The organism is Mycobacterium sp. DBP42 (assembly GCF_005924235.1).
Taxonomy (GTDB): domain Bacteria; phylum Actinomycetota; class Actinomycetes; order Mycobacteriales; family Mycobacteriaceae; genus Mycobacterium; species Mycobacterium syngnathidarum.
In genome coordinates this window covers 1-25,551 of the sequence record NZ_VCMY01000011.1, presented here as the reverse complement: position 1 = coordinate 25,551, position 25,551 = coordinate 1, and the positions used below count along the sequence as shown (strand labels likewise).

The window sequence follows — 25,551 nt, the reverse complement described above, 5'->3', positions numbered from 1 at the left end:
GGTGTTCGCATGAAGTTCGTCGACGAATTCCGGGACCCGGCGGCCGCCCGGGCCCTGGTCAAAGCGATCACCGAGCTCGCCGCCGGTGACGAGTTCAAGTTCATGGAGGTCTGCGGCGGCCATACCCACACCATCTACCGGCACGGGATCGAGCATCTGCTGCCGGAGTCCATCGAACTGGTCCACGGGCCCGGATGCCCGGTGTGCGTCATCCCCATGGGCCGGGTGGACGACGCGATGTGGCTGGCCGAACAGCCCGGCGTCATCTTCACCACCTTCGGCGACATGATGCGGGTGCCCGGGTCCAACGGAAACCTCATCGAGGCCAAGGCCCGTGGCGCCGACATCCGGTTCGTCTACTCACCCCTGGACGCACTCAAGATCGCCCGTGACAATCCCGACCGCCGCGTGGTGTTCTTCGCAGTCGGGTTCGAGACAACGGCACCGTCGACCGCTGTCACGCTCGTGCGCGCCCGCGCCCTCGGCGTCGACAACTTCAGCGTGTTCTGCAATCACGTCACCATCGTTCCGCCCATCAAGGCCATCCTGGAATCACCGGATCTGCGACTCTCAGGGTTCCTGGGGCCCGGCCACGTCTCGACCGTGGTGGGTCTGCGCCCGTATCGCTTCGTCCCGGCCGTCTACCACAAACCGATCGTGGTGGCGGGCTTCGAACCGCTCGACATCCTGGCTTCAGTGCACATGCTGCTGCGCCAGATCCGCGACGGCCGCTGCGAGGTGGAGAACCAGTACACCCGGGTGGTGCGTCCGGAAGGCAACACCGCGGCGCTGAAACTGATGGCGGAGACGTTCGAGTTGCGGCCGCACTTCGAATGGCGCGGACTCGGCTTCATCTCCCAGAGCGCGCTCAAGATCCACCCCGACTACGCCGCCCACGACGCCGAGCTGATCTTCGAGATGCCCGGGGTGCGAGTCGCCGATCCCAAGGCCTGCCAGTGCGGTGAGGTGCTCAAGGGTGTCATCAAGCCGTGGGAGTGCAAGGTGTTCGGGACGGCCTGCACACCGGAAACCCCGATCGGCACGTGCATGGTGTCACCGGAGGGCGCCTGTGCGGCCTACTACAACTTCGGCAGGCTGCACCGCGAAACCGCGCAGCTCTTGCTGAGGCGCTAGCGGGACGGGGTCAACGACGCCAGTTCGGGAAGTTGTCGAGATCCCGCAGCGTCAGGACGAACCCGAATGCGCCGACGGCGAGGGCGAGGAAATACCCGAGGGCAGCCTGCCATCCACTCAGCGTCGACGCGACCAACCAGCACAGCAGCACTGCCGCGATCACCAGCAGCACACCGTAGAGGGGTGTCCGCATCGGATGGTCGCCGAGACCCATGTCTCCGGTATACGCCGAAAATGTGCGCAGGGGAAGCGGTGCACTCACCGCGCAGTCACCGCTGACGGCTCACCACTGGTCGCGGGGGACGTCGAAGTCCGCACACAGCGCCCGCCAGACATTGCGCGGCTCCTCCCCGTCCTCGATGGCCTGTGCGGCCGTCCGGCCGTCGAGGGCCCCGAGCACGTGGTCGACGAGCAGCGAACGGCCCCGCATCGTGCCGAACTGGCCGTCCACGAGCTCATTGAATTCCGTCAGCCGCACGAGCCCAACCTACCCAGTGCGCACGAGTGCGTCATGGCACACCCGTACCGGATCTGCCAACCCGTCCGCCGAGGTTCCGGCGCGCCGGGCGGCCGCGCGGTATGACGGTGAAGCGAGCACGGTACCGACGGCGGCCGTCAGCGCCTCGCCCGAAAGGGGGCGCACCAGCTGCCCACTACCTTGGCGCACAACGCGATTGGCGAGCTCCCACTGATCACCGCCACCGGGCACCACGACCATCGGCACACCGGCCAGAAGTGCCTTGGACACCAGGCCGTGCCCGCCGCCGCAGATCACCAGGTCGGCCCGCGACAACAACTCGTCCTGCCGGCCCAGGCCCACCGCCGCCCACGGAGGCACCTCGAGTTCGACGCCACCCAGTCGCGACACCACCACCCGGGAGCCCGCCGGCAGCGTGTCACCGGGGCGCAACGATTCCAGGACCAACTCGGCCATCCCCTGCGTACCGGTGGTCGCAGTAGACGGCGCCACCATCACGACCGGTCCCGATCCTGGCGGCACGGTCAGCACCGCGTCGGTGGGCTCGAAATGCAACGGGCCCACCACCACGGCCTCGGCCGGCCAATCCGGACGCGGCACCTCAAGCGCGGGCAGGGTGGCGATCAGCCGGCGCCGCGGCCCGGGATCGACCGGTGGAAGGCCGATGTCGGCCCGTACCGCAGCCCGCTGGGCCAGACCGGCCCGGATCGATCTCGCGGTCAGGGCGCGCATGACGGTGTCGCGAAGACGTCCACGCAGACCGACACCGGGCGCCAACCCACTGCCGATCGGCGGCAACCCCTTCGACGGCAGGTACAGCGGATGCGGATTCAGCTCGACCCACGGCAATCCGAGCAGTTCGGCGGCCATGCCCCCACAGGCGGTGATGACGTCGGAGACGACGAGATCCGGTTGCAGCTCCCGCAGGCCGGGGAGGTTGAGCTGGGCCATCCGCGCGGCACGCTGGTGGATCTTGGCTCCGGCATCGGCATCGTCGTCGGCATCGGTCACATCGAGGCCGACGAGTTCGGCCGCCTCGACCCCGGCCGCTCGCGCGGTATCGAGCCATTCGACGCCGGTCAGCAGCGTCGGGACATCCCCCGCGGCCAGGAACTTCAAGCACAACGCCAGGGCCGGGAACGCATGCCCGGGATCCGGCCCGGCGACCACTGCTACGCGCACCGGGCTACCTTGCCACAGCCTTCCCGCACTAGGCTTCGGGCATGGCTGACCAATCCACCACCGCAGCTGCGTCGCAGACCAGCACGGTCGAGACGTTCCTCAACGCACTGCAGGAACAGGATTTCGACACCGCCGAGAACGCATTGGCGCAGAACCTCGTCTACCAGAACGTCGGCCTGCCGACGATCTATGGGCGTAATCGCGCGATAAAGCTGTTTCGCTCCATGGAGGGGCGAGCCGGTTTCGAGGTGAAGATCCACCGGATTGCCGCCGATGGTGCGGCCGTGCTGACCGAACGCACCGATGCGCTGGTGTTCGGCCCGGTCCGTCTGCAGTTCTGGGTGTGCGGTGTCTTCGAGGTGCACGAAGGCCGAATCACCCTGTGGCGGGACTACTTCGACTTCCTCGACATGTTCAAGGCCACGCTGCGCGGGCTGGCCGGGGTGGTCGTACCGTCGTTGCGGCCCTCGCTGTAGCGCCGGGTCACGCGCGGCGCAGCTGACCGAGTTCGTCGAACGCCTGCGCCCAGCCGATCAGACGATCGGTGGCGCCGGTCAGCTCGCTGCGGTAACGCTGCTGCGCCAACGGCGACGCCGCGCCCTGGCCGCTGTTCACCGTCGACACCAGCTGGGCTGCGGCGGTGACCATCTCGTTGTATTGCCGCACACCTTGACCGAGTTGGGCGGTGAACGCGTTGATGGTCGGCACCAGATGCTGGCGCGACTGCGGGGCGTTGCTGATCGCCCGCTCCATCGACACCACCTCGGTGGCGGTGGCCGCCATCGTCCGCGCCGTGTGATTGGCCACCGCGGTCAGCTCACGCAGTTCGTCGGCCGGAAGCATCCGACCGCGCTCCAGCACGCCGAGCAACGAGAACATGCCGCGTTCGGAGGCCATCAGCGCCGCCATGGGCTGACGCGCCGCCGAACCCCACGGCGGCAACCGGCGTCCGGCCACGGGTCGCTGCGCCGGAAGCGGTTCCGCGCGCAGCCACCGGTAGCGCAGCCAGAACAGCGTGGCCGGGAAGGCCGCACCGGCTGCGAGCGCTCCACTGATGATCAGGCCCCAGACGGGTGTGCTCCACGACGCCAGCAGCGCCGTCACCAATACCCAGAACACGCTGGACAAGGTGAAGAACACCCCGAAGCGCAGTGCCCACCGCCGCTTGCGCAACAGCTTTGCGCGCGGATCGGCGGCGGCACTGAGCTTTTCGGTCAGCGCACCGGACAGATCGGCCGCGGTGTCGATGGCCCGCTGCGCCAGCGATCTCCAGGTGTCCGGTCGTCCGGTCTTGACAGCCATGATCTAACCCACTCGAATCGTTATTGGCCGAGCGGGTTTTCGGGCGTGGCAGAGGTTTGGTTGGTCGACGGCGAGGCGGGCGTGCCCGGAGAAGCGTCGCCGCTGGGCAGGGCGTCGCCGCGCATCGAGGCACGGATCTGCTCGAGCCGTGAGTGCCCGGCCATCTGGACGCTGGCCTGCTGCACCTCCATCATGCGGCCCTGGACCGAGTTCTGGGCCAGCTCGGCCTGCCCGATCGCGTTGGCGTAGCGGCGCTCGATCTTGTCGCGCACCTCGTCGAGGCTGGGGGTGTTGCCGGGCGCGGCCACCTCGCTCATCGACCGGAGCGAGGCACTGACCTGCTCCTGCATCTTGGCCTGCTCCAGCTGCGACAGCAGCTTGGTGCGCTCGGCGATCTTCTGCTGCAGCATCATCGCGTTCTGCTCGACGGCCTTCTTGGCCTGCGCGGCTGCCTGCAGGGCCTGGTCGTGCAGACCCTTGAGGTCCTCGACGCTCTGCTCGGCGGTGACCAGCTGGGCGGCGAATGCCTCGGCGGCGTTGTTGTACTCGGTGGCCTTGGCCGCGTCACCGGCAGCCGTGGCCTGATCAGCCAGCGTCAGCGCCTGACGGACGTTGACCTGCAGCTTCTCGATGTCGGCCAACTGGCGGCTGAGCCGCATCTCCAACTGGCGCTGGTTGCCGATGACCTGGGCGGCCTGCTGGGTGAGGGCCTGGTGCTGACGCTGGGCGTCCTCGATGGCCTGCTGGATCTGCACCTTCGGATCGGCGTATTCGTCCACCTTGGAGCTGAACAGCGCCATCAGGTACTTCCACGCCTTGACGAACGGATTGGCCATTGGTTCGTTCCGCCTTATCTGTCGGGCTTGTCGGGCCCTTGATGGGGCCTCGTCATTCAGATTTCCGCAATTCCTCTGATGCCAACTTATCGGTTCCGGACAAGCAGCCACAGCCCCGCGCACTGTTCGCGTGGGCGTTTTGCGAAAATTCGCGCCGCGGGCACGAACAGCGCAATCAGACCGGGGCCGGGTTCATGTCACGCGACGGCCATCGACACGGCGTGCGGGATGACGACCTTGGTGGCCGCATCGATGTGGGCGACGTTGGCGTGAGCCGACGCCGGGACCGCCGCGTCGACGTGCTCACGTTCGGCCATGTTCTCGCCCGCGTCGGTGAGTACCCGTGACAGTGGCACGTCCAAGGCGTCGCAGATGGCGCCGAGCAGTTCGCTGGAGGCCTCCTTGCGGCCCCGCTCCACCTCGGAGAGGTATCCGAGACTCACGCGGGCGGCGTCGGAGACTTCACGCAACGTGCGCCCCTGCTCGGTGCGGGCGTTACGCAGTACGTCGCCGATCACCTCGCGCAGCAATGTCGTCATCGCACTCTCCTTCGCCTCGCCCGTCACAGGTCGCTAACAGACCAACGCCGGCGATCTTCGCAAGGTTCCCGGGCGGAACGATTGACGGGATTTCGGTTACTGGTTCTCGACCAGGAAGCGCAATCGGGCGATCGCCTCGTCCACGGCCGCGCGCCGGATGTCCCAGCGTGAACCGGTCAGTGACAACTCGACGACCTGGGTGTCGACGGGCCCGGCCAGGCCGATGAACACCGTGCCCACCGGGTGTCCACCGTGCGGCTCCGGCCCGGCCACACCGGTCAGGCCGACACCCCAAGTCGCTGCACAGCGCTGCCGGGCTCCGACTGCCAGCGCCCGCGCGGTGGGTGCGGCGACCGGTCCGACCGCGTCGAGCACCTGCGGGGCCACGCCCGCCAGCCAGACCTTGGTGTCCTCGTTGTAGGTGACCAGGCCGCCCTGCAACACGGCACTGGCCCCGGAAACCCCGGCCAGCGTCGCCGCGAGCAGCCCGCCGGTGAGCGACTCGGCGGTGGCCACGCTCTGGGAGCGCACCGTCAGATCGGCGACCAGCGCCCTGGCGTCGTCAGTGAGCAGCGGATCGTCCACGCGAATCCCTGATCGCGGAGATGACGTAATCGGCGCCGGTGAGCACGGTCAGGACCACGGCGGCCCACATGGTCACCCATGCGACGTTGAGCCAGATGTCGGGCCAGGCATGCAACGGCAGGATGAACAGCCCGATGGCCACGGCTTGCACGAGTGTCTTGAGCTTGCCGCCGCGGCTGGCCGGGATCACGCCGTGGCGCAGCACCGCGAACCGCAGGACCGTGATACCGATCTCACGGACCAGCACCACCGCAGTGATCCACCACGGCAGGTCGTGCAGCATCGACAGCCCGATCAACGCCGCCCCGATCAGCGCTTTGTCGGCGATCGGATCGGCCAGGGTGCCGAACTCGGTGATCATGCCGTAGCTGCGGGCCAGTGCCCCATCGAAGTGGTCGGTGATCACCGCTATCGCGAACACCGTGAAAGCGGCGATCCGCCAGCCGGTTTCATGGCCGTCGCCGGCGAACAGAAAAACCAGGAACACCGGAACGAGCACCATGCGCACACCGGTGAGCACGTTGGCGAGGTTGGCCACGCGCGCACGCGGAACCACCGGATCGGTAGAAGGTTGGCCCGGCACCGCAACAGAATATCGGTTGCCGAAACGGATACTCTTGCGCCTGTGAACGCAGGCAGTGCCGAGTCGCGCAAACACCCTGTGGTGCGGCGGGCCCGCACGTCCGATGTCCCGGCAATCAAGTACCTGGTGGACGTCTATGCGGGCAAGATCCTGCTGGAGAAAAACCTGGTGACGTTGTACGAGGCGGTCCAGGAATTCTGGGTGGCCGAGCTCGACGGCGAGGTGGTCGGTTGCGGCGCGTTGCATGTGCTGTGGGCCGATCTCGGCGAGGTGCGCACCGTGGCGGTGCATCCGAAAGTCCGGGGCACCGGCGTCGGGCACGTACTCGTCGAGCAGTTGCTCGACGTCGCCCGCGAGCTGCATCTGAGCCGCATCTTCGTGTTGACATTCGAAGTCGGCTTCTTCGCCAAGCACGGCTTCGAGGAGATCGACGGCACCCCGGTGACCGCCGAGGTGTACGAGGAGATGTGCCGCTCGTACGACACCGGTGTGGCGGAGTTTCTCGACCTGTCCTACGTCAAGCCCAACACTTTGGGCAACACCCGGATGTTGTTGACGCTCTAGTTCTTTCCGCCGAAATGGCATTCCGGAAGGCCGTCGCTGGCAGAGTTCTGCCGGAATGCCGTTTCGGCGCAGAAGTCAGAACTCCTCGGTGTCGTCGTCGGCGTCCCCGCCGACGGCGTCCGACCCACCGCGAATCAGCGCGAGCGTGCCTGCCAACTCGTCTGGCTTGACGAGCACCTCGCGTGCCTTCGAACCCTCGGACGGACCGACGATGCCGCGGGTCTCCATGAGGTCCATGAGCCTGCCGGCCTTGGCGAACCCGACGCGCAGCTTGCGCTGCAGCATCGAGGTGGACCCGAACTGCGAGGACACCACCAGCTCGACGGCCTGCAGGAGGACGTCCATGTCATCGCCGATGTCGGGGTCGACGTCTTTGCGCTCGCCGGCCTTGACCGCGGTGACGCCCTCGACGAACTCGGGTTCGGCCTGGGTCTTGGTGGCCTCGACGACGGCGTGGATCTCCTCGTCGGTGATGAACGCGCCCTGCATGCGCAACGGCTTGTTGGCGCCCATCGGCAGGAACAGGCCGTCACCCATGCCGATCAGCTTCTCGGCGCCGGGCTGGTCCAGGATGACGCGGCTGTCGGTCAGCGACGAGGTGGCGAATGCCAGCCGGGAGGGCACGTTCGTCTTGATCAGACCGGTGACCACGTCCACCGACGGTCGCTGGGTGGCCAACACCAAGTGAATACCGGCCGCACGCGCCTTCTGGGTGATACGCACGATGGCGTCCTCGACGTCACGCGGCGCGGTCATCATGAGGTCGGCGAGCTCGTCGACGATGGCCAGGATGTACGGGTAGGGCTTGTACACCCGCTCACTGCCCAACGGGGTGGTGATCTCGCCGGACCGCACCTTCTCGTTGAACACGTCGATGTGACGGACCCGGGACGCCTTCATGTCCTGGTAGCGCTGCTCCATCTCCTCGACCAACCAGGCCAACGCCGCCGCGGCCTTCTTGGGCTCGGTGATGATCGGCGTGATCAGGTGCGGAATGCCTTCGTAGGGCGTGAGTTCCACCATCTTGGGGTCGATCAGGATCATCCTGACCTCTTCGGGGGTGGCCCGCGCCAGCAGCGACACCAGCATCGAATTGACGAAGCTGGACTTGCCGGAACCGGTGGAGCCGGCGACCAGCAGGTGCGGCATCTTGGCCAGGTTGGCCGAGACGAAGTCGCCTTCGATGTCCTTGCCGAGGCCGATCACCAGCGGGTGATGGTCGCGACGCGTGGTGGGGGCGGTGAGCACATCCGACAGTCGCACCATCTCGCGGTCGGTGTTGGGCACCTCGATCCCGACGGCCGACTTGCCGGGAATGGGCGCGAGCATGCGCACGCTCTCGGTGGCCACCGCGTAGGCGATGTTGCGGTGCAGCGCAGTGATTTTCTCGACCTTGACGCCGGGCCCGAGCTCGACTTCGTAGCGCGTGACGGTCGGACCGCGGGTGCAACCGGTGACGGCTGCGTCGACCTTGAACTGTTCCAGCACCGAGGTGATGGCGTCGGTCATCTGGTCGTTGGCCGCCGTGCGGAGCTTGGGCGGATCACCGGCGACCAGCAGATCCAGGGACGGCAGCGTGTAGGGGCCCTCGACCACCCGGTCCATCACCAGGGTGTCGTCAGTCTTGGGCTTGCTCTCGGCCTTCTTCCGGCGCGGTTTGACCGCGGGCTCCGGGACGGTCGGTGCGTCGGCGTCATCGGGCAGCGGGTAGTTGTCCATCGGGGTGCCCGCGGGTTTGGGTGCCTCGAGCGCTGCCGTCGGCCAGTTCTGGGCCTGCGTGTCCCCACGTGCGGAGTCGTCGTCGTAGTAGCCGTCGGACAGATCGTCGTAGCCGTCATCCCCGTCGTAGTCGTCGGCGTACTCATCGTCGTACTCGTCGTGGAAAGCCCGGGTACTGAACATCGTGCGCAACGTCGAGGGCACTTCGCGGATCGTCGTCCCGGTCACCAGCAGCACGCCGAAGAGCACCGCCATGAACAGCAGCGGCGCAGCGATCCACTCGGTCAGCCCGTCCGACAGCGGTCCGCCGATGGCGAAGCCGATGAACCCGGCCGCGTGCTGACGTGCCGTCGGATCCTGCGGGGAGCCCGACCACAGGTGCCACAGACCCAGCATCGGCAGCGCGATCATGGCCGAGCCCAGGATCAGCCGGGGGCGGGATTCGGGGTCGGGTTCAGTGCGCATGAGCACCACCGCGATGACGCCGAGTACGACGGGCGCGAGCACCACGGGACCGCCGATCATCGTGCGCAGCGCGGTATCGATCCAGTGCCCGACCGGCCCGGCCGCATGGAGCCACGAACTGGCGGCGACGACGACGGCGATGCCCACCAGGGCGAGCGCCAGGCCGTCGCGGCGGTGGCCGGGCTCGATGTCGCGGGCCCGGCCCACCGAACGGGCAGTCGAGCCGGCCCCCTTGGCCAGCATCAGCCAGCCCGCGCGGGCTCCCTGGCCGAGTTTCTGGCCGGCAAGGGCCACGGGCGAGGCCTGAGGCCGGCGCGCGGGCTTGCGCCTAGGCGCAGGCGGGCGGCTCTGACGACCCTGGCGAGCCGGCGCCTGGCGCCGCGACCCGCCCCGCGAGCTGGCGTTTGACCTGCTCGAACGCGCTCCGGATCGGCCGGCGGTCTTGTTAGCCATGACCGCAAGCCTAGTCGCATATGCCCCACAATCACCATCTGCCACACGGGTCACAAGACGGTCTCAATTGACACTTAGCCATACGAACCGAATTCACCGGACTATCGCCTAGGGTGGACACTCGTCCAGTTTCGGCACTCACCGAGGAGTTCTGCCCGTATGCCCGTTGTCGTTGTCGCCACCATGAAGGCCAAGCCCGAGTCCGTCGATGCGGTGCGCGAAGCCTGCACCAATGCCGTCGCCGCTGTTCATGACGAGCCGGGCTGCCAGCTGTACTCACTGCACGAGGCCGACGGCACCTTCGTCTTCGTCGAGCAGTGGGCCGACGCCGACGCACTCAAGGCGCACAGCACCGCCCCGGCGATCGGCACCCTGTTCGGCTCGATCGGTGAGCTGCTCGACGGCGCTCCCGATATCAAGATGTTGCAGCCCGTCGTGGCAGGTGACCCGGCCAAGGGTCAGCTGCGTAGCTGATGAGCGCCGAGGCTCCCCTGGCCGGGAAGGTCGCGTTCATCACCGGCGCCGCCCGCGGCCAGGGGCGAGCCGAGGCCCTGCGGTTGGCCGCCGACGGGGCCGACATCATTGCGATCGACCTGTGCGGGCAGATCGCATCGGTGCCCTATCCCCTGGCCACTCCCGATGATCTGGCCGCCACGGTCAAGCTCGTCGAGGACACCGGCGCCCGAATCGTCGCGCTGCAGGCAGACGTCCGCGACGAGGAGGCGCTGAGGGCGGCTTTGCAGACCGGCATGGATCAGCTCGGCCGGCTCGACATCGTCGTCGCCAACGCCGGCATCGCCCCGATGCAGTCCGGGCCCGACGGCTGGCGCGATGTCATCGACGTCAACCTGACCGGTGTCCACCACACCGTGGAGGCAGCGATTCCGCACCTGGTCGCTCAGGGCGATGGCGGATCGATCGTCCTGATCAGCTCGGCTGCCGGGCTGATCGGAATCGGCGGCGGCGACCGCGGGTCGATCGGCTACACCGCGGCCAAGCACGGAGTGGTAGGACTGATGCGCGCATACGCCAATTTCCTTGCTCCGCACAGCATCCGGGTCAACTCCATCCACCCCACCGGGGTAGACACGCCGATGATCAACAACGAGTTCACCCGGGATTGGTTACGGCAGGTCTCCGAAGAGTCGAACGCGCCAACCGATTTCGCGAATGCGCTCCCGGTGCAGGTGGTGCAGGCCGAGGACATCGCCAACGCAGTGGCCTGGCTGGTGTCGGATCAGGCGCGCTACGTCACGGGTGTGACACTTCCGGTGGATGCCGGCATCGTCAACAAGCGATGAGTGCACCCGTCACGGCGACCGCGATCGGCCCCATGGTGCTGGCCGCCGTCGAACAGTACGAGCCGATCCGGCGGCGGCTGGTCGACGACGAACTGGCGGGCGCGTTCCCGCCCGCCGGGCTGGGTGCGTTCACCCGGACCATGCGCTAGTCGATTGCCCGAAGACAACTGATCCAGGCCACCGAACCTGACCTGCCGCAAGCGCTAGCAGGCAGCCAGAGCGTCGAGCTCGGCGGCATCGACACCGGCCAGTCGCCGGTGCATGGCCTTGGCGATACGCCCGGCCTGCAGCTTGGCCCGCTCGGCGTGCGGGCCCGCGAACAGCTCGTCAACGGTGTCGGTCCACAACGTCAGCCACCGCACGAAGTGTTCGGCCGACAACGGGTGACGGGCGTGCAGCTCGCGGTGCACGATCAGGGCGCTGCGCCGGTAGAGCCCGGCACGGAACAGCACGGTCTCCCAGAAGTCGCACATGACAGGCAGATGGGAGCGCAGACCTTTGGCTCGCAGCTCTGCGAACGGCTCGGCCAGCACCGGATCGGACAACGCCTTGTTGTAGAAGCACCACAGCAACAGCTCGACATCGTCGTGGCCAGACAGGTCTTCAGCCATCGGACAGGTCCCTTCCCGGGCCGGTGGGGCGCGCTCTAGTTTCTACAAACGCTGTTTGTATAAACTCTATCTATGATCACCGCGATCGGGAAGCGCCGAGTCGACGTGCTGAGCACGCTGAAGGCCTCGCCTACGCCGATGACCATCGCGCAGCTCGCGGCCGAACTCGCAGTTCACCCCAACACCGTGCGGTTCCACCTGGACCATCTCGAGGCCGACGGCCACGTGGAACGTGTCCAACCTCACCACCGCAGCCCCGGTCGCCCCCCACAGCTCTACCGGGCGGTGCGCCGGATGGACCCGTCCGGCCCGAGGCGCTACCGGATGCTGGCCGAAATTCTGGCCAACGGATTGGCCGCCGACGACGATCCAGCCACCAAGGCCCGGGAGATGGGGCGCGCGTGGGGACGCACGTTGCCGCGCCCGGCTACCGACTCCCCTGTTGACGCCCTCGTTCAGACACTCGACGACATCGGCTTCGCACCCGAACCACCCGACGATGACCGGCTCCGGTTGCGCCACTGCCCCTTTCTCGACCTCGCCCAGACGCGCGCCGCTCTGGTGTGTCCGATCCACCTGGGCTTGATGCAGGGCGCGTTGGAAAGCTGGCAAGCACCCGTTGCGGTCGAGCGGCTCGACGCGTTCGTCGAACCGGATCTGTGCGTGGCCCGTCTCGGCCCGAGAGGAGATTCATGATGAATGCCGGTACGGCTGTCGCGGTCGCGGTGACCTTCTGCTGGCTGGGCATGGTGCTGGCGATCTCGTTCATCGAGGCGCCGCTGAAATTCCAGGCGCCGGGCGTGACGCTGCAGATCGGGCTCGGCATCGGGCGCAAAGTTTTCCGTGCCCTCAACACCGTGGAAACTGCGTTCGCCGTGGTCGTCGTCGCGGCCCTCGCCACGCATCGCCCGTCAGCGGCGACCATCGCGGTCTTCGCGATTGCCGTCGCAGCGCTGGCCGTGCAGCTGATCGCCGTGCGGCCCAAGCTGACTCAGCGGTCGAACGCAGTGTTGGCCGTCGCTCCGGGACAGGAAGTGCACGGCCGGTCGCAGGCGCACTACGTCTACGTCGCGTTCGAGCTGATCAAGGTCGTCGCCCTGCTGACCGGTGGAGTCCTGCTATTTGCCGACTGACTCCAGGCTCGGCGTGTTGACCTGAACCACAAGGCCATTCGAATACGGCCGGTGCGGGTCGCGCGGATTCGCCTCGGGAAGAATCAGACGCCAGCCCTTGTGCGGATTGTTGTCGCGGGCCACGAGGAATCCACCACTGGCGCCCAGGCCCGCGAGCTCGTCGGCACTGCGAATCTGACTGTCGGCGAACAGGTCTCCGGCCTGCGCGTGGGCCGCCGGCTCCGAAGACATCCGCCCGAGCCAGGAGGCGATCGCATCATGCACGTACGCCGCCTGGGCGTCCGACAACCGCACATCGATCAGGATCGCGGTGTCGGAGTGGGGAAAACCGGCCGGGTACACGTCGCACAGGATTCCGCCGCGCAGCACCCGGGCGTAGAAGCGGCGCATCAGCACCGAGGGCATCAGCTTGGTGGCTCCGAACAACAACGCGAACCACACTGCCACAAGCACTGTGAAGACAGCCATGTTCTGGTGATCACGGGTGGCGATCGCGTAGGCCGCCACGGACAAGAGGTAGACCGCGCCGACGGCCATCATCACCACGAACACACGGATCGTGTACGGGTACTCCACGGCGCGCTTGACTTCGTCCACCGAGTTGAGCGCGGGAATCGGACGACGTCGCTCGAATGGCACCTGAGGTGCAGGGCGGCTCACCGACCCAATCTAACGGCTGCAGAGACCCGCTCAGCGCACCAATTCGGCTAGATCTCGATGACGGTCGGGACGATCATCGGCTGACGCCGGTAGGTTTCGCCCACCCACTTGCCCACGGTGCGCCGCACCGCCTGAGCGATGCGGGTCGGGTCGGTGATGTTGTCGGCGGCAAGGCTTTCCAGTTCCCGTTCGACGTTGCGGGCCACCGGCTCCAGTGCTTTCGGGTCCTCGGAGAAGCCACGGGAGTGCAGGTGGGCCGGAGCGGCCGGCTTCCCGGTCTCGCGGTGCACCACCACCGTCACCGCCACGAAACCCGAAGACAGGATGAGACGTTCACCGAGCGTGGCGTCGCCGACATCGCCGGTGATCAACCCGTCGACGAACATCTTGCCCACGGTCACCGCGCCGGCGATCGAGGCCTTGCCTGCCACCAGGTCCACGCTCACACCGTTCTCGGCCAGCACGATGTTCTCCTGAGGCACTCCGGTGCTGGCGGCCAGCGCCGCGTTCGCGCGGAGGTGGCGCCAGGTGCCGTGCACCGGCATGACGTTGCGGGGCCGAACCCCGTTGTAGAGGAAAAGCAGCTCACCGGCATAGGCATGGCCCGAAACATGAACGCGCGCTTGGGCATTGGTGACGACTCGGGCGCCGATCTTGGCGAGGGCGTCAATGACGCCGTAGACCGCTTCCTCGTTGCCCGGGATCAGCGACGAGGACAGGATGATCAGATCGCCTGCGGTCAGCGTGATGCTGCGATGCTCACCGCGAGACATCCGCGACAGCGCGGCCATCGGCTCGCCCTGCGTGCCGGTGGTGATCAACACGACCTTCTCGGGCGGCATCATCTCGGCCGCACCGATGTCGAGGATGTCGGCATCGGTGACCCGTAGGTAGCCCAACTCACGGGCGATGCCCATGTTGCGCACCATCGAACGCCCGACGAACGAAACCCGCCGCCCCAGCGCCACCGCGGCATCGATGATCTGTTGCACGCGATCGACGTTGGACGCGAAGCACGCGACGATCACCCGGCCCTCGGCCCCGCGGATCAGCCGGTGCAGCGTAGGGCCGACCTCACTCTCGGACGGACTGACGCCAGGGTGTTCGGAGTTGGTCGAATCACACAGGAACAAGTCCACCCCGGCGTCGCCCAGGCGCGACATACCCGGCAGGTCGGTGGGACGGCCGTCGAGCGGCTGCTGGTCGAGCTTGATGTCCCCGGTGTGCAGGACGGTGCCTGCACCCGTGTGGATCGCAACGGCCAGACATCCCGGGATCGAGTGGTTGACCGCGAAGTACTCGCATTCGAAGACACCGTGCTGGCTGCTCTGCCGCTCGGCGACCTCCACGCACACCGGCTTGATCCGGTGCTCGCGGCACTTCTCGCGGATCAGCGCGATGGTGAACTTCGAGCCGACCACCGGGATGTCGGGGCGGAGCTTGAGCAGGAACGGGATCGCGCCGATGTGGTCCTCGTGGGCGTGCGTGACGACGAGCGCCTCGACGTCGTCGAGCCTGCCCTCGACGTGACGCAGGTCCGGCAGGATCAGGTCGACGCCGGGCTCGTCGTGCCCGGGGAAAAGTACCCCGCAGTCCACGATGAGCAACCTGCCCAGGTGCTCGAAGACCGTCATGTTGCGGCCGATTTCGCTGATTCCGCCCAGGGCGGTAACTCGCAGACCGCCGGGGGCCAGTGGCTTGGGGGGCGCGAGTTCGGTGCTCACTATCGCAACACCGCAGCCGCACGCATATCGACGGCCAGCGCCTCGATCTCGGCCAGGGACGCCGGGATCTGCGGCAGCCGTGGCTGACCGGCATCGAATCCCTGCAACCGCAGGCCTTCCTTGGACATGGTCACCCCACCGAGGTGGGCCTGGGCCCGGGCCAGCGGGGCCAGCGACACGTTGATCTTGCGGGCCGTGGCGATGTCACCAGAGTTGAACGCGGTCAACATGTCTCGCAACTGCCCGGCGGCCAGATGCCCCCAGACGCTGACGAATCCGACCGCGCCCATGGCCAACCAGGGCAGGTTCAACGTGTCGTCACCGGAGTAGTACGCCAGACCGGTCTCGGCGAGAATCTGGCCACCACCGTGCAGATCTCCCTTGGCGTCCTTGACGCCGACGATGTTCGGGTGCGCGGCCAGTGCGCGGATGGTCTCCCACGCGATCGGAATCGAGGACCGCGGCGGGATGTCGTAAAGCAAGTTCGGCAGACCGGTGGCATCGGCGACCGCGGTGAAGTGCGCCAGCAGACCCGCCTGCGGGGGCCGCGAGTAGTACGGCGTCACCACGAGCAGTCCGTGCGCGCCTTCGGCGGCACTGGCCTTGGCCAGCTGCACGCTGTGGGCGGTGTCATAGCTGCCCGCGCCGGCGATGATGCGGGCCCGGTCCCCCACGGCCTCCAGCACCGTGCGCAGCAGTGCGAGCTTCTCGTCATCGGTGGTAGTCGGCGATTCACCGGTGGTGCCAGAGAGCACCAGGCCATCGCAGCCCGCGTCGATCAGGTGATTGGCCAGTCGAGCGGCGGCATCGAGATCGAGCGAGCCGTCGGGCTTGAACGGCGTCACCATTGCGGTCAACACCGTGCCCAACTGCGCTGTTACATCGATTCCGCTCGTACTCACGCGCCAAGATTACCCCGGACCGATCGGACTTCCGTCGCCGTCCTGACCGCGACTCCGTCAAGCCTCCGTCGCCAATGGGGAGGTAGCCACCTCACTACCATCCGCGAGCGTCGAAATCTCGAAATCGGAGAACACCGCCGGAGCCGCCTCTACGAGCTCACGCAGGCAGGCGATCGCCAGCCTGCGGATCTCCACATCGGCGTGTTCGCTGGCGCGCATCGCGATGAAATGGCGCCAGGCGCGGTAGTTGCCGGTGACCACGATGCGGGTCTCGGTGGCGTTGGGCAGCACCGCCCGGGCGGCCTGTCGGGCCTGCTTGCGCCGCAGAACGGCGTTGGGCTGGTCGGCGAACTTGGCTTCCAGGCGGGCCAGCAGTTCGGTGTAGGTGGCCCGGCTGGCGTCGGCGGCCGCGGTGAAGATCTCCACCAACTCCGGATCGTCCTCGAATCCGGACGGGACCACCACCTCGGCGTCGTTCTCGGGCACGTAGCGCTGCGAGAGCTGTGAGTAGGAGAAGTGCCGGTGCCGGATCAACTCGTGGGTGGCCGACCGGGAGATGCCGGTGATGTAGAAACTGACGCTCGCGTGCTCCAAGACGGAGAAATGCCCGACGTCGATGATGTGCCGGATGTAGCTCGCGTTGGTCGCCGTCTTCGGATTGGGCTTCGACCAGCTCTGATAACAGGCCCGGCCGGCGAACTCGGTGAGCGCGGGCCCGCCCTCGGCATCGGTGCTCCACGGCACGTCAGAAGGTGCCTGAAATTCCGTCTTGGCGATCAGCTGCACGCGCAGCGGCGCGATCTCGGCCACGCGCCCACCCTACTGTCGAGCCGTCACCACCGACTCGGCACCGCGCCGAGTTCTACCCCTGGGCTGTCCATCGTCGGGCACGACGACCTTGCCGTGGGAATCGGCGACAGATCACCCGAGCGGGACCGGTCGCGCTCCTACAATCGCCTGATGTCGGGCGGTTCGCAGTGCTGATCGGCGTGGCCGCCGCGCTACTGGCGTGTGCCGGTTATGGAACGGCTTCCGTGCTGCAGTCTTATGCCGCGGGGCGTTCCGGTGCGGCGGCGGGCGCTGTTGACACCGGCCCCACGCTGCGGTCGACGATCACCGCAATGCTCGCACCGATCTTCATCGCGGGAATCGCGCTCGATCTTGTCGGCTTCGCGGGCAGCCTGGTATCGGCGCGGCTGATTCCACTGTTCCTGTCGCAGACGATCATCAGCGCCAACCTCGTGGTCACCGCCGTGTTGAGCATCTTTGTGCTCAGTGTCCGGCTACATCGACGGGACTGGACTGCGATCGCCATAGTGCTTGTGGCGCTGTGCATCCTGGGCGCCACCGCCGGCCGTCTGGGCGACCGCGACCCCGGCGCGATGATGCATTGGGGCGTCCTGGTGGTGTCGGCGATCATTCTGGGCCTGGGCGCTGCGCTGGTCCGACTGCTCGGCCAGAAGGCTGCGGTTCCTGCCGGCCTGATCGCCGGGGTGCTGTACGGCGCCATGGCGGTTGCGGTACGCGTCGTCGATGGTCTCGAGCCGCTGAACGTGGGGATACTGATCGCCGACCCGGCGCTGTGGGCGATTCTGGTCGCCGGCCTCGGCGGGTTCTATCTGTTCACCGTTGCTCTCCAGATCGGTTCGGTCAACGGTGTCGCCGCAGCCTTGGTGGTCGGCGAGACCGTGGTCCCCGGCATCGTGGGCGTGGTGCTGCTGGGCGACGTCTCACGACCGGGATACGAAGCCCTGGTGGTCATCGCGTTCATCGCGGCCGTCGGCGGAGCCGTCGCGCTTGCCTTCTCCAGCGCTGTCGAATACGAGCGGGCGCACGAAACCTCACGAGAGTGACATCGTCCAATTGTGGGCCATGCCAGTGCGCCATTTGGCAAATTTTCTCTCGACCGGAACGGCCCGCCCATTCGCGCCCGATATCGTGAAGAAGCCCCCGGCCCCACCACCAATCTTCCGTACCACCACGAAGTGGGCATGGGTGGACGTGCCTTCGCACCATTCGACTCGGGCGGGTGGAATCCCCGTTATGACGTGCCGGTTCCGCTGCCATCCACCGAATTCGGTCCCGTAGACAGTCCACCATCTGTACCTCAAACTCGAGCACCGAGCGGGCCAACACAATTTTGATCCGAGGGGACGCAAAACCTGTGCCAACTCTCGCGCGAATAAGCGAGCTAGACGCCCGCGCCTGGTCCACGGCCACCTGCTCGGCACCGTTCATGACCCAATTAGTGTTGGGCGCGACGCTCAGCCTCTGGTGGCTATTGGGCAAACAACATTTCGGGTTGCATGGATCCGCGCTGTTCTTGACCATCGCGGTCATCGTCATGCTCGTCGCCCTCCTGGCATCCGGTTCACTTCTCATATCGCAGTCGTCGCGTGCCCATGGTCTTGCCCTCAGCCTCACCGGATCGTCAGCCGTCGTTCTTCTTGGCGGAATGGTCTATGGCTTCTGGATAATCGGATGGTGAACGACATCGCGCCCGACACATCGAAGGACCGCTACGGCCCGGTCGGCTTCCTAGCCGCTATAGTGGCCATCCTCGTCGTCGAATACGTTACGTGGCTGCTTCTTCCATGGATAGTCGTAGCGATCTTTTTCCTCGTTCCACTGTTCCTGATCACACTGGGTGTGGCCGCCGTTCTCACACGACGGCCCGGAAAGCTGGGGCAGGTGAGCCGAGGAGTTTTCATCGGCACGCTGTCGGGGCCACTATCGCTACTCATATTCGTTCCCGTCTTTCTCCTAGCAGGAACGATGGGGGCGTTTTAGTCTCGATACTTCATCTGGCGGTTGTGACGACGTGACACCGTCGAGTTACCAGGCTTGTCCGTGTCCGGGTGGGCCGACAACAAACTCCCGTGAATCTTGATAGGTGGTTGCGATGTCAACCCATTGTTCGAAATGGCACTCGCGGGAGAACTCCCGACCGTCACGGCCGAAGGCGATCTCGTTGATGCGCAACACCGTTGGCCATTTCCACTGTGCCATCTCTTCCACAACCTCGCGGACCGAATTCTGGCACTCCGCGCGATCATCGTCACCGCCGTCTTCGGCGTGCGCCTCGCACGGTTCGAATTCCGTCCGATAGACGCTGCCGGGACGAGCAAAGATCGCCGAACCGCGCAGCCCTTGCCGCGACACTCCTCACCGCCGCGCTCGCCCTGGCCGGCTGTGTTTCACCGGACCGGGTCTCGACGAATCCCGCTGACACACCGCGCTGGGATGCCGCAGTGTCGTCGTCCTTCACGCCGTCCCCGGTGGCCACACCGCCCACTGCCGCCGACTTCGTCGTCGGCGTGGTGGTCACCGAGCAGAAGTGCTTCGGCTCGGCCGGCTGCATCTATCACTACACGATCAACCCGCAATACCTCAGTACAAAGCCGTTGCCGGACAAGACAACTGTGATCTTCAAGGTCACCGGCGGTGATCAGGATCAGGTCGGCAACTTCACCATCGACGACGGTGGCACGGCGACCTTTGACCGCGAGTCGACCATCGATGGCCCCGAGGGTGCCGATTTGCAGGCCACCGTCACCCAGGTGCTACCCGGGCGCTGAGGCGTCGCCCAGACCGACGAATTGGTCGCTGATCGAGGGGCAGCGACCAATTCGTCCTCCCCCGATCCGTGGCCCATCGGCAGGCTCGGGCCAAACCGACCGATCCGGGTCCGCTCGGAGAAGTTTGCTGCCATTCTGTTCAGCTATGGGCGACTTTGGGGTGGTCGGCGCGTGGATCATGCTGGCAGTGGTCGTCGTCGGCGCCGTGGCACTGGCAGTCGGCAGCGTGCTACTGGCCAGCCGGGTCATCGCCCGGGACACGCGGCCGGAACACAACGGGATCCTTTCGCCATTCCTCACCGTCGTCGGCCTCGTCTACGGTGCCCTCCTGGGCTTCACCGTCGTCGTCGGTTGGCAGCAGTACCTGTCAGCACAGACCAACGTGTCGAACGAGGCCTCGACATTGGTGACCATGTACCGCCAGACCGTAGCCATGCCGCAACCGGAACAGGGGCAGGTGCGCGAACAGCTCCGGCGGTATGCGGCCGCCGTGCAGGGGCCCGAATGGGGCAAGGAGGAGTTCGGCAGCATCAGCAACAACGGTCGGCACGCCCTCACCGAGATGTACCGCATCGTCGGCACCGCCGGATCCGACTCGAGCGCGAGCCAGATCAACAGCCAGTTTCTGAGCCAATTGGCGGCCCTGACCTCGGATCGCAGTGCGCGGATTCTCAATTCGAGTCCCCGGATACCCCCGCTGTTGTGGTGCGCCCTGGTATTCGGCAGCTTGGTGCTCATCAGCCTCGCCAGCTTCATGCGGCTCGAGAACAACCGGGCGCACATGATCCTGGTGAGCTCTGTGACCGTGCTGCTGGCGCTGCTGCTCTCCCTGGTCTTCATGCTCGACCACCCGTACGGCCAGGTTGGCGTGACCCCACATCGGTTTGCGCATGCCGTGACGGTGTTCGACCTGATCGATCAGGGAACCTGACCGGGCTCCCCACCGTGTCGCCGCGCCGGTTTCGACCGCGGGGCTGTTGCGCGACGACGGCCGCGACCCAGGTGCCGAAAGCCGCGAGCCCAGACACCAAACTCACCCTTGACTCAATTACGTGACACATCGTAATTTAACGGTGTGTCCTCGATCACAGGCCCTGGCCGGCCGCGTGACCCTCAAACCCAGCGCGACATCATGCGCGCCACCCGTGACCTGCTGGCGCGTGACGGGTATGACCAACTGTCCATCGAGGCGATCGCCCGCGAAGCCGGAGTCAGCCGACCCACCGTGTACCGACGGTGGCCCTCGAAGGCGCACCTGGTCTTCGATGCCGCCTTCGAGCAGCCGCCCGGCGGCGAACTCCTGTCGGTATCAGGAGATTTCGAGGACGATGTGCGCGCCTTCGCTCGGGCAGTACTCACGTTCTGGCTCGACCCCGTGGTCGAGGCCGCCGCCCTCGGCATCCTCACCGAACGCCGTCGCGACCCAGAGCTGCACATCCGCACCCAACAACTGCTCGATGAGCGGACCAAGGACGCCTTCGGCGCACTGGTCTCCTCCGGCATCGAGCAAGGCCGGGTCCAACCCGACGCCGACGTCGCCATGCTCTACCAGACGTTGATCGGCACCGCGTTCTACACCGCCCACATGGAACCCGACGTCGATGTCGACGAGACCGCAGATCGCCTGTGCTCCTTGCTGATCAAAGGAGCCGAACGAACCCACCCCCGAAGAAAGGACCATCCATGACCGACAAGACCGAGCTGTCCGCAGCGTTCAACGGGCTGCTCGACGAGGTTCGCGCCATCGAGCGGAAACTGCTCGATGCCGACCCCGCGCTCAGCGAGCCCGACCTGCTCGATGGGTACCGGCTGGCATTCAGCGTGCTGCGCGTCGCCGTCGACGCGTATGTCTGGGGCGACCGGGACAAGCCGATCCTGGTGGATGTCATCAGCCCGTACCTCAAATGGGGTGGTGACAATTCCGACGCGTTCTATCAGCTCGCACCACTCGACCCGGCCCGTACATACCGGGTCACCGGCAACCGAGGTGACGCGGTGTACCTGTCGATGACGGTGTACGGCGGGCCGGGCGAAGGCCGCTACAGCGACCGTATCGTCGGCACGATCAACAATCGCGACCTCGAATTCGACGAAGACGGAAACTTCGAGTTCGTGATGAGCCCCGACCCTCAGCCGGGGGCCTGGCTCAAGCTCGATCCCGACACCGAATTCGCCTTGACCCGCGACTATCTGAACGATCCGAACACTGATCGTCGACCGACGTGGCGGATCGAGACTCTCGACCCGCCGGCGCGGCGCACCGACAGCGCCGCCGAGTTGGCCCGTCGCCTCCAGTACGCCAGAAACTGGTTGCACGAACAGGTTTCGTTCCTGCCCACCAAGGTCGAGCCGGCCAACCAGCTGCACCCTCCGTTCCCGGTGCCGCAAAACGCCTACGGCTGGTCGGCTGCCGATGCGGCGTACGCGATGGGCGCCTACGATCTCGCACCGGGTCAGGCCCTGGTCGTCGAGGGCACCTCCCCCGACTGTGCGTTCTGGAACCTGTGCCTGTGGAATCCGTTCCTGCACACCTACGACTACACCCACGAGCGGGTGACGATCAACGGCGCCCACGTGACCTACGAACCGGACGGATCCTGGCGCATCATCATCAGCGACAAAGATCCCGGCCACCCGAACTGGGTCTCCACGGCCGGACGCTCCAAGGGCCTCATCTGGCTGCGGTGGTTCCTGCCCGACGAGACCCCCGCACACCCGCAGTGCCGAGTGGTCGACGTGACCGAGGTAGCGGCCCGGTGACCACCAGCACGCAGCGTCCCGCCCCGATCCGATTCGACGACCTGGCCAGCCCGGTGTATCCCCCGGCGGCCCAACCGATTCGCGACGGACTTGCCGCGTACGGCGCGAATCTCGACCTCGACCCGGACGCGCTGCTGACTGCGGCCATCGAGCGGACCGGACTGCGCGATTTCGGAGACCCGGGGTTCCGGGAGCGCCTCGAGGTGCTCTGTACCGCACTGCGCGCCGAAGCAGGTCTGTCCGACACCGGTCTGGCGATCGCGTTCGAACAGCTGGTGGGCAGCTTGGTCAACCGGCTTCGACTGGAGGCACTGATCGCCGACCATCCCGAGATCGAGGACATCGAGATCGATCGGCCGATCATCATCTGTGGCCTCCCTCGGACCGGGACCACGCACCTGCACAACTTGCTCGCCGCCGATCCCGCCCTGCGCCACCTGCCATATTGGGAGAGCCTGGAACCGATACCGGGACCGGGTGAGGACACCCCGCAACCGCGTCGCGATCGGTGCGGCGCCGGACTGGACCTGGTGCACACCACGATGCCGGAATTCCGGCGCATGCACGACATGACCGTTGAGCACGCGCACGAGGAGATCCAGCTGCTGGCCAATGACATCTCCGGCATGCTGTTCGAAACAACTTATTACGTGCCGAGTTTCGCGGCGCACTACAAGTCGCACGACCAAGCGGCGTCCTACGCGTACGTCAAGCGCAGCCTCAAGGCCATGCAATGGCTGCGCGGCGGCACCCGCTGGGTCCTCAAATCACCTCAGCACCTGGAGCAGTTCCCCACCCTGTCGGCCACGTTCCCGGATGCGACTTTTATTGTCACCCATCGTGATCCGGTCGAGGTGACGCTGTCGATGATGACCATGATCTGCTACGCCACGCGAATGGCTGTGTCCCGTCCCGATGTGGCGCAGCTGACCGAGCACTGGCTGGGCCGCATCGACGATCTGCTCGCCGGCTGCATCCGCGACCGCGACGTGCTGCCCGCCGGACAATCCATCGATGTGCGGTTCGACGACTTCATGGCCGACGAGGCGGGCACCCTGGCTGCCATCTACCGCCTCGCCGACCAGCCGTTCGGCGACGATGTGCGGGCCGCGATGACCGATTTCCTCACCGAGCACCCGCGCGGACGGTACGGCGGCGTCATATACGACGCGTCGAATCTTCACCTCGATCCGGCGGCGCTGGCCGAACGTTTCCGGGACTACCGGGAGCGGTTCCTCGGCTAGATTCCGCCCGCCGCCCGTCAGTCGATCAGACCTCCGGCGCGCCGCAACGCGGCCGCGATGTGTTCGAAGTCGATCGCCAGGTGTGCGCGTGCCAGCGCTTCGGCGTCATCACCGCGCCGCCCGGCGATCGCGTCGATCAGCTGTTCGTGCTCCCGCAGGGCCCGTAGCTCCATCTGGCGCATGGTCGCCGAGTCACCCCACATGTGGGCCGGTGCGGCGATACTGACGGAGGATTCCAACTCGAGCAACGTCTGTTTGAGCACGGTGTTGCCGGCCGCGTCCATGATCGCCAGGTGCAACGCACTGTCGGCCTCCTGCGCGGCCCGGCCGCTGTCCGCACAGCGGTACGCCTCCAGCCGTTCGCGGAGCACCGCGAGGTCATGATCGGTCCGGGCCTCCGCGGCCGCGCGGCATACCGCACCGTGGATTCGGCACACGGCATCACAGCGGTCCCGAAGTTCATCAAGGCGCATGGTCAGGGTGCGCCCAACGGCGTCGGTCGACGATTCCGGCCATTGCTGCAGCACATAGGTGCCGCCGCCGCGGCCGCTGCGCCTGGTCTCCACCAATCCCAGCTCGACCAGCCGGGCCAGGGCTGCTCGTACCGTCATCCGACCGACCCGCAGGGACGCGGCGAGCTCACGCTCGGCAGGCAGGCGCGATCCGGGGAGGTACTCGCCGATCGCCACCGCGGTGACGAGGCGGTCGGTGATCTCATCCACCCGCGATGGTGTTTCGAGTTCACGCTCCAACAGCCCGGGCGTTGCGCCCACGGACTCGGTGGTCGGCGGATCGGGTGTCCCCATGAACACACAGTATCGACGGACGGCGTTAAATCCTGATTAATGGTCTTGTCACGAGACCATTAGTAGTTCATGCTGACGGCCATGCCTTGCACCACCCGCACAGTGCCCTTCCGCGGTCACGAGACCTGGGTTCAGATCACCACGCCCGAAACCCCCCAGCCCGGCGCTCTGCCCTTGTTCGTGCTGCACGGCGGGCCCGGCATGGCCCACAACTATGTCGCCAATATCGCTTCCCTCGCCGACGAGACCGGCCGCGTGGTCATCCACTACGACCAGTTGGGCTGCGGCAACAGCACCCACCTGCCAGACGCACCAGCCGATTTCTGGACGCCCCAACTCTTCGTCGATGAGTTCCACACCGTCCGCCAAACCCTCGGAATCGACCAGTACCACGTCCTCGGACAATCCTGGGGCGGCATGCTCGGCGCCGAGATCGCCGTCCGCGTCCCGGCGGGACTGGCCTCGTTGTCGATCTGCAACTCCCCCGCCTCGATGCAGTTGTGGGTCGAGGGCGCAGCCGAACTGCGCGCCCAGTTGCCGCCCCATGTACAGGCCGCGCTGCAGCGACACGAGGCCGACGGCACGGTCACCGACCCCGAATACCTGGCCGCCACCCGGGAGTTCTACCGCCGCCACGTATGCCGGGTCGAGCCGGTACCCCAGGACTTCGTCGACACCGAGGCCCAGATGGAAGCCGAGCCGACGGTGTACCACACCATGAACGGCCCCAACGAGTTTCACGTTCTCGGAACCCTGCGCAACTGGAGCATCATCGACCGGCTGCCATCCATCACTGCGCCCGCCCTCGTCATCGCCGGAGAGTTCGACGAGGCCACCCCCGCGACCTGGCAGCCATACCTCGACCACATTCCCGACTCCCGCGGCCACGTGTTCCCCGATACCAGCCACTGCACCCACCTCGAGAAGCCCGAAGAGTTCCGAGCGGTGATCGCGGAGTTCCTCCAGGAACACGACCCGGCCGCCGCCGGCCC

At 66.6% G+C, this 25,551-nt stretch carries 32 protein-coding genes; 17 read left to right on the top strand and 15 right to left on the bottom strand.

Going from position 1 to position 25,551, the window contains the following annotated elements; translation table 11 throughout:
• Positions 1–9: 9 nt before the first annotated feature.
• The gene (hypD, locus tag E0T84_RS13315; RefSeq protein WP_138744673.1) at positions 10–1,134 is read left to right on the top strand and encodes a hydrogenase formation protein HypD; all 1,125 of its coding nucleotides are present in this window, start codon (positions 10–12) and stop codon (positions 1,132–1,134) included.
• A 10-nt stretch (positions 1,135–1,144) separates the two neighbouring features.
• On the opposite strand, the gene E0T84_RS13310 is transcribed toward hypD, so the two are convergent.
• From E0T84_RS13310 to E0T84_RS13300, 3 genes are read right to left on the bottom strand one after another with little or no spacing between them, the layout of a single operon-like run.
• Positions 1,145–1,396 carry a hypothetical protein gene (locus E0T84_RS13310; RefSeq protein ID WP_249383635.1) on the bottom strand — a complete coding sequence of 84 codons (252 nt, stop codon included), beginning with the start codon at positions 1,394–1,396 and terminating at the stop codon, positions 1,145–1,147.
• 21 nt (positions 1,397–1,417) lie between these two features.
• Complete coding sequence (locus E0T84_RS13305) at positions 1,418–1,612, bottom strand: DUF3046 domain-containing protein (RefSeq protein WP_138744672.1); 195 nt, start codon at positions 1,610–1,612, stop codon at positions 1,418–1,420.
• A 9-nt stretch (positions 1,613–1,621) separates the two neighbouring features.
• Positions 1,622–2,794, bottom strand: coding sequence for a glycosyltransferase (locus E0T84_RS13300; RefSeq protein WP_138744671.1), 1,173 nt, complete (start codon positions 2,792–2,794; stop codon positions 1,622–1,624).
• A gap of 41 nt (positions 2,795–2,835) precedes the next feature.
• Between E0T84_RS13300 and E0T84_RS13295 the strand changes: the two genes are divergently transcribed.
• On the top strand, positions 2,836–3,270 hold the full coding sequence (locus tag E0T84_RS13295) for a limonene-1,2-epoxide hydrolase family protein (protein ID WP_070944024.1): 435 nt from the start codon (positions 2,836–2,838) through the stop codon (positions 3,268–3,270).
• A 7-nt stretch (positions 3,271–3,277) separates the two neighbouring features.
• Here the strand turns inward: E0T84_RS13295 and E0T84_RS13290 are convergent, their stop codons facing one another.
• The 5 genes from E0T84_RS13290 to pgsA all read right to left on the bottom strand — a co-directional run bounded on the left by E0T84_RS13290 (position 3,278) and on the right by pgsA (position 6,639).
• Positions 3,278–4,096 carry a hypothetical protein gene (locus tag E0T84_RS13290; RefSeq protein WP_075910003.1) on the bottom strand — a complete coding sequence of 273 codons (819 nt, stop codon included), beginning with the start codon at positions 4,094–4,096 and terminating at the stop codon, positions 3,278–3,280.
• Between the two features lie 20 nt (positions 4,097–4,116).
• Positions 4,117–4,932 carry a phage shock protein PspA gene (gene pspA, locus E0T84_RS13285; protein WP_075910004.1) on the bottom strand — a complete coding sequence of 272 codons (816 nt, stop codon included), beginning with the start codon at positions 4,930–4,932 and terminating at the stop codon, positions 4,117–4,119.
• Positions 4,933–5,129: 197 nt separating this feature from the next.
• Positions 5,130–5,471: a transcriptional regulator ClgR gene (gene clgR / locus E0T84_RS13280; protein ID WP_075910029.1), complete on the bottom strand. Its 342-nt coding sequence runs from the start codon at positions 5,469–5,471 to the stop codon at positions 5,130–5,132.
• Between the two features lie 96 nt (positions 5,472–5,567).
• A complete protein-coding gene (locus E0T84_RS13275; RefSeq protein WP_075910005.1) occupies positions 5,568–6,056 on the bottom strand; it encodes a CinA family protein in 489 nt (162 codons plus the stop codon).
• Entirely contained in the window at positions 6,034–6,639 is a 606-nt protein-coding gene (pgsA, locus tag E0T84_RS13270; RefSeq protein ID WP_120765000.1) for a CDP-diacylglycerol--glycerol-3-phosphate 3-phosphatidyltransferase, read from the bottom strand. Before pgsA ends, E0T84_RS13275 begins: the two co-directional genes overlap by 23 nt.
• Before the next feature lie 42 nt (positions 6,640–6,681).
• Here pgsA and E0T84_RS13265 point away from each other — a divergent pair, with 42 nt between their 5' ends.
• Positions 6,682–7,203, top strand: a complete 522-nt coding sequence (locus tag E0T84_RS13265; protein WP_171055017.1) for an amino-acid N-acetyltransferase — start codon at positions 6,682–6,684, stop codon at positions 7,201–7,203.
• 75 nt (positions 7,204–7,278) lie between these two features.
• Here the strand turns inward: E0T84_RS13265 and E0T84_RS13260 are convergent, their stop codons facing one another.
• A complete protein-coding gene (locus tag E0T84_RS13260; protein ID WP_171055016.1) occupies positions 7,279–9,840 on the bottom strand; it encodes a DNA translocase FtsK in 2,562 nt (853 codons plus the stop codon).
• Between the two features lie 159 nt (positions 9,841–9,999).
• Between E0T84_RS13260 and E0T84_RS13255 the strand changes: the two genes are divergently transcribed.
• Genes E0T84_RS13255 through E0T84_RS13245 form a run of 3 tightly spaced genes read left to right on the top strand, consistent with a single transcriptional unit; the run spans position 10,000 to position 11,290 of the window.
• Positions 10,000–10,314, top strand: a complete 315-nt coding sequence (locus E0T84_RS13255) for a putative quinol monooxygenase (protein ID WP_075910008.1) — start codon at positions 10,000–10,002, stop codon at positions 10,312–10,314.
• Complete coding sequence (locus tag E0T84_RS13250; protein ID WP_070944031.1) at positions 10,314–11,141, top strand: mycofactocin-coupled SDR family oxidoreductase; 828 nt, start codon at positions 10,314–10,316, stop codon at positions 11,139–11,141. Before E0T84_RS13255 ends, E0T84_RS13250 begins: the two co-directional genes overlap by 1 nt.
• Positions 11,138–11,290, top strand: a complete 153-nt coding sequence (locus E0T84_RS13245; protein ID WP_371725901.1) for a hypothetical protein — start codon at positions 11,138–11,140, stop codon at positions 11,288–11,290. Before E0T84_RS13250 ends, E0T84_RS13245 begins: the two co-directional genes overlap by 4 nt.
• 54 nt (positions 11,291–11,344) lie before the next feature.
• On the opposite strand, the gene E0T84_RS13240 is transcribed toward E0T84_RS13245, so the two are convergent.
• Positions 11,345–11,752: a group III truncated hemoglobin gene (locus tag E0T84_RS13240; RefSeq protein ID WP_138744669.1), complete on the bottom strand. Its 408-nt coding sequence runs from the start codon at positions 11,750–11,752 to the stop codon at positions 11,345–11,347.
• A 72-nt stretch (positions 11,753–11,824) separates the two neighbouring features.
• Here E0T84_RS13240 and E0T84_RS13235 point away from each other — a divergent pair, with 72 nt between their 5' ends.
• A complete protein-coding gene (locus tag E0T84_RS13235; RefSeq protein WP_138744668.1) occupies positions 11,825–12,448 on the top strand; it encodes a metalloregulator ArsR/SmtB family transcription factor in 624 nt (207 codons plus the stop codon).
• On the top strand, positions 12,448–12,885 hold the full coding sequence (locus E0T84_RS13230; RefSeq protein WP_138744667.1) for a hypothetical protein: 438 nt from the start codon (positions 12,448–12,450) through the stop codon (positions 12,883–12,885). The genes E0T84_RS13235 and E0T84_RS13230 overlap by 1 nt, the downstream gene beginning before the upstream one ends.
• Here E0T84_RS13230 and E0T84_RS13225 read toward each other — a convergent pair.
• Genes E0T84_RS13225 through thyX form a run of 4 tightly spaced genes read right to left on the bottom strand, consistent with a single transcriptional unit; the run spans position 12,871 to position 16,981 of the window.
• Positions 12,871–13,545 carry a hypothetical protein gene (locus E0T84_RS13225; protein ID WP_138744666.1) on the bottom strand — a complete coding sequence of 225 codons (675 nt, stop codon included), beginning with the start codon at positions 13,543–13,545 and terminating at the stop codon, positions 12,871–12,873. The two genes, E0T84_RS13230 and E0T84_RS13225, sit on opposite strands and share 15 nt — an antisense overlap.
• A 47-nt stretch (positions 13,546–13,592) precedes the next feature.
• Positions 13,593–15,269, bottom strand: coding sequence for a ribonuclease J (locus tag E0T84_RS13220; RefSeq protein WP_070944036.1), 1,677 nt, complete (start codon positions 15,267–15,269; stop codon positions 13,593–13,595).
• The gene (gene dapA, locus E0T84_RS13215) at positions 15,269–16,171 is read right to left on the bottom strand and encodes a 4-hydroxy-tetrahydrodipicolinate synthase (RefSeq protein ID WP_138744665.1); all 903 of its coding nucleotides are present in this window, start codon (positions 16,169–16,171) and stop codon (positions 15,269–15,271) included. The genes E0T84_RS13220 and dapA overlap by 1 nt, the downstream gene beginning before the upstream one ends.
• Before the next feature lie 57 nt (positions 16,172–16,228).
• On the bottom strand, positions 16,229–16,981 hold the full coding sequence (gene thyX, locus E0T84_RS13210) for an FAD-dependent thymidylate synthase (RefSeq protein ID WP_138744664.1): 753 nt from the start codon (positions 16,979–16,981) through the stop codon (positions 16,229–16,231).
• Between the two features lie 167 nt (positions 16,982–17,148).
• Between thyX and E0T84_RS13205 the strand changes: the two genes are divergently transcribed.
• From E0T84_RS13205 to E0T84_RS13165, 8 genes are all read left to right on the top strand, one after another.
• Positions 17,149–18,024 carry a hypothetical protein gene (locus E0T84_RS13205; RefSeq protein WP_138744663.1) on the top strand — a complete coding sequence of 292 codons (876 nt, stop codon included), beginning with the start codon at positions 17,149–17,151 and terminating at the stop codon, positions 18,022–18,024.
• 383 nt (positions 18,025–18,407) lie between these two features.
• Positions 18,408–18,659 carry a hypothetical protein gene (locus E0T84_RS13195; RefSeq protein ID WP_138744661.1) on the top strand — a complete coding sequence of 84 codons (252 nt, stop codon included), beginning with the start codon at positions 18,408–18,410 and terminating at the stop codon, positions 18,657–18,659.
• Positions 18,656–18,961 carry a hypothetical protein gene (locus E0T84_RS13190; RefSeq protein WP_138744660.1) on the top strand — a complete coding sequence of 102 codons (306 nt, stop codon included), beginning with the start codon at positions 18,656–18,658 and terminating at the stop codon, positions 18,959–18,961. Before E0T84_RS13195 ends, E0T84_RS13190 begins: the two co-directional genes overlap by 4 nt.
• 461 nt (positions 18,962–19,422) lie before the next feature.
• A complete protein-coding gene (locus tag E0T84_RS13185; protein WP_249383634.1) occupies positions 19,423–19,749 on the top strand; it encodes a hypothetical protein in 327 nt (108 codons plus the stop codon).
• Between the two features lie 145 nt (positions 19,750–19,894).
• Positions 19,895–20,680: a DUF4239 domain-containing protein gene (locus tag E0T84_RS13180; RefSeq protein ID WP_138744659.1), complete on the top strand. Its 786-nt coding sequence runs from the start codon at positions 19,895–19,897 to the stop codon at positions 20,678–20,680.
• A 144-nt stretch (positions 20,681–20,824) separates the two neighbouring features.
• On the top strand, positions 20,825–21,436 hold the full coding sequence (locus E0T84_RS13175; RefSeq protein ID WP_070944042.1) for a TetR/AcrR family transcriptional regulator: 612 nt from the start codon (positions 20,825–20,827) through the stop codon (positions 21,434–21,436).
• Positions 21,433–22,509, top strand: a complete 1,077-nt coding sequence (locus E0T84_RS13170; RefSeq protein ID WP_138744658.1) for a DUF1214 domain-containing protein — start codon at positions 21,433–21,435, stop codon at positions 22,507–22,509. The genes E0T84_RS13175 and E0T84_RS13170 overlap by 4 nt, the downstream gene beginning before the upstream one ends.
• Positions 22,506–23,753: a sulfotransferase gene (locus tag E0T84_RS13165; protein WP_138744657.1), complete on the top strand. Its 1,248-nt coding sequence runs from the start codon at positions 22,506–22,508 to the stop codon at positions 23,751–23,753. The genes E0T84_RS13170 and E0T84_RS13165 overlap by 4 nt, the downstream gene beginning before the upstream one ends.
• Positions 23,754–23,770: 17 nt before the next feature.
• Here the strand turns inward: E0T84_RS13165 and E0T84_RS13160 are convergent, their stop codons facing one another.
• Positions 23,771–24,559, bottom strand: a complete 789-nt coding sequence (locus E0T84_RS13160; RefSeq protein ID WP_138744656.1) for a FadR/GntR family transcriptional regulator — start codon at positions 24,557–24,559, stop codon at positions 23,771–23,773.
• A gap of 69 nt (positions 24,560–24,628) precedes the next feature.
• Here E0T84_RS13160 and E0T84_RS13155 point away from each other — a divergent pair.
• Positions 24,629–25,551: proline iminopeptidase-family hydrolase (locus E0T84_RS13155; RefSeq protein WP_138744655.1), on the top strand; the 923-nt coding region annotated here is incomplete at its 3' end.

Bases quoted from the DNA above. Each gene is read 5' to 3' on its own strand.
- E0T84_RS13295 (WP_070944024.1), top strand. From the start codon at position 2,836: ATGGCTGACCAATCCACCACCGCAGCTGCGTCGCAGACCAGCACGGTC.
- pspA (WP_075910004.1), bottom strand. From the start codon at position 4,932: ATGGCCAATCCGTTCGTCAAGGCGTGGAAGTACCTGATGGCGCTGTTC.
- E0T84_RS13290 (WP_075910003.1), bottom strand. From the start codon at position 4,096: ATGGCTGTCAAGACCGGACGACCGGACACCTGGAGATCGCTGGCGCAG.
- E0T84_RS13180 (WP_138744659.1), top strand. From the start codon at position 19,895: ATGGGCGACTTTGGGGTGGTCGGCGCGTGGATCATGCTGGCAGTGGTC.
- E0T84_RS13255 (WP_075910008.1), top strand. From the start codon at position 10,000: ATGCCCGTTGTCGTTGTCGCCACCATGAAGGCCAAGCCCGAGTCCGTC.
- E0T84_RS13230 (WP_138744667.1), top strand. From the start codon at position 12,448: ATGAATGCCGGTACGGCTGTCGCGGTCGCGGTGACCTTCTGCTGGCTG.
- E0T84_RS13250 (WP_070944031.1), top strand. From the start codon at position 10,314: ATGAGCGCCGAGGCTCCCCTGGCCGGGAAGGTCGCGTTCATCACCGGC.
- hypD (WP_138744673.1), top strand. From the start codon at position 10: ATGAAGTTCGTCGACGAATTCCGGGACCCGGCGGCCGCCCGGGCCCTG.
- clgR (WP_075910029.1), bottom strand. From the start codon at position 5,471: ATGACGACATTGCTGCGCGAGGTGATCGGCGACGTACTGCGTAACGCC.
- E0T84_RS13235 (WP_138744668.1), top strand. From the start codon at position 11,825: ATGATCACCGCGATCGGGAAGCGCCGAGTCGACGTGCTGAGCACGCTG.
- E0T84_RS13240 (WP_138744669.1), bottom strand. From the start codon at position 11,752: ATGGCTGAAGACCTGTCTGGCCACGACGATGTCGAGCTGTTGCTGTGG.
- E0T84_RS13195 (WP_138744661.1), top strand. From the start codon at position 18,408: ATGACCCAATTAGTGTTGGGCGCGACGCTCAGCCTCTGGTGGCTATTG.
- E0T84_RS13260 (WP_171055016.1), bottom strand. From the start codon at position 9,840: ATGGCTAACAAGACCGCCGGCCGATCCGGAGCGCGTTCGAGCAGGTCA.
- E0T84_RS13245 (WP_371725901.1), top strand. From the start codon at position 11,138: ATGAGTGCACCCGTCACGGCGACCGCGATCGGCCCCATGGTGCTGGCC.
- E0T84_RS13170 (WP_138744658.1), top strand. From the start codon at position 21,433: ATGACCGACAAGACCGAGCTGTCCGCAGCGTTCAACGGGCTGCTCGAC.
- E0T84_RS13160 (WP_138744656.1), bottom strand. From the start codon at position 24,559: ATGGGGACACCCGATCCGCCGACCACCGAGTCCGTGGGCGCAACGCCC.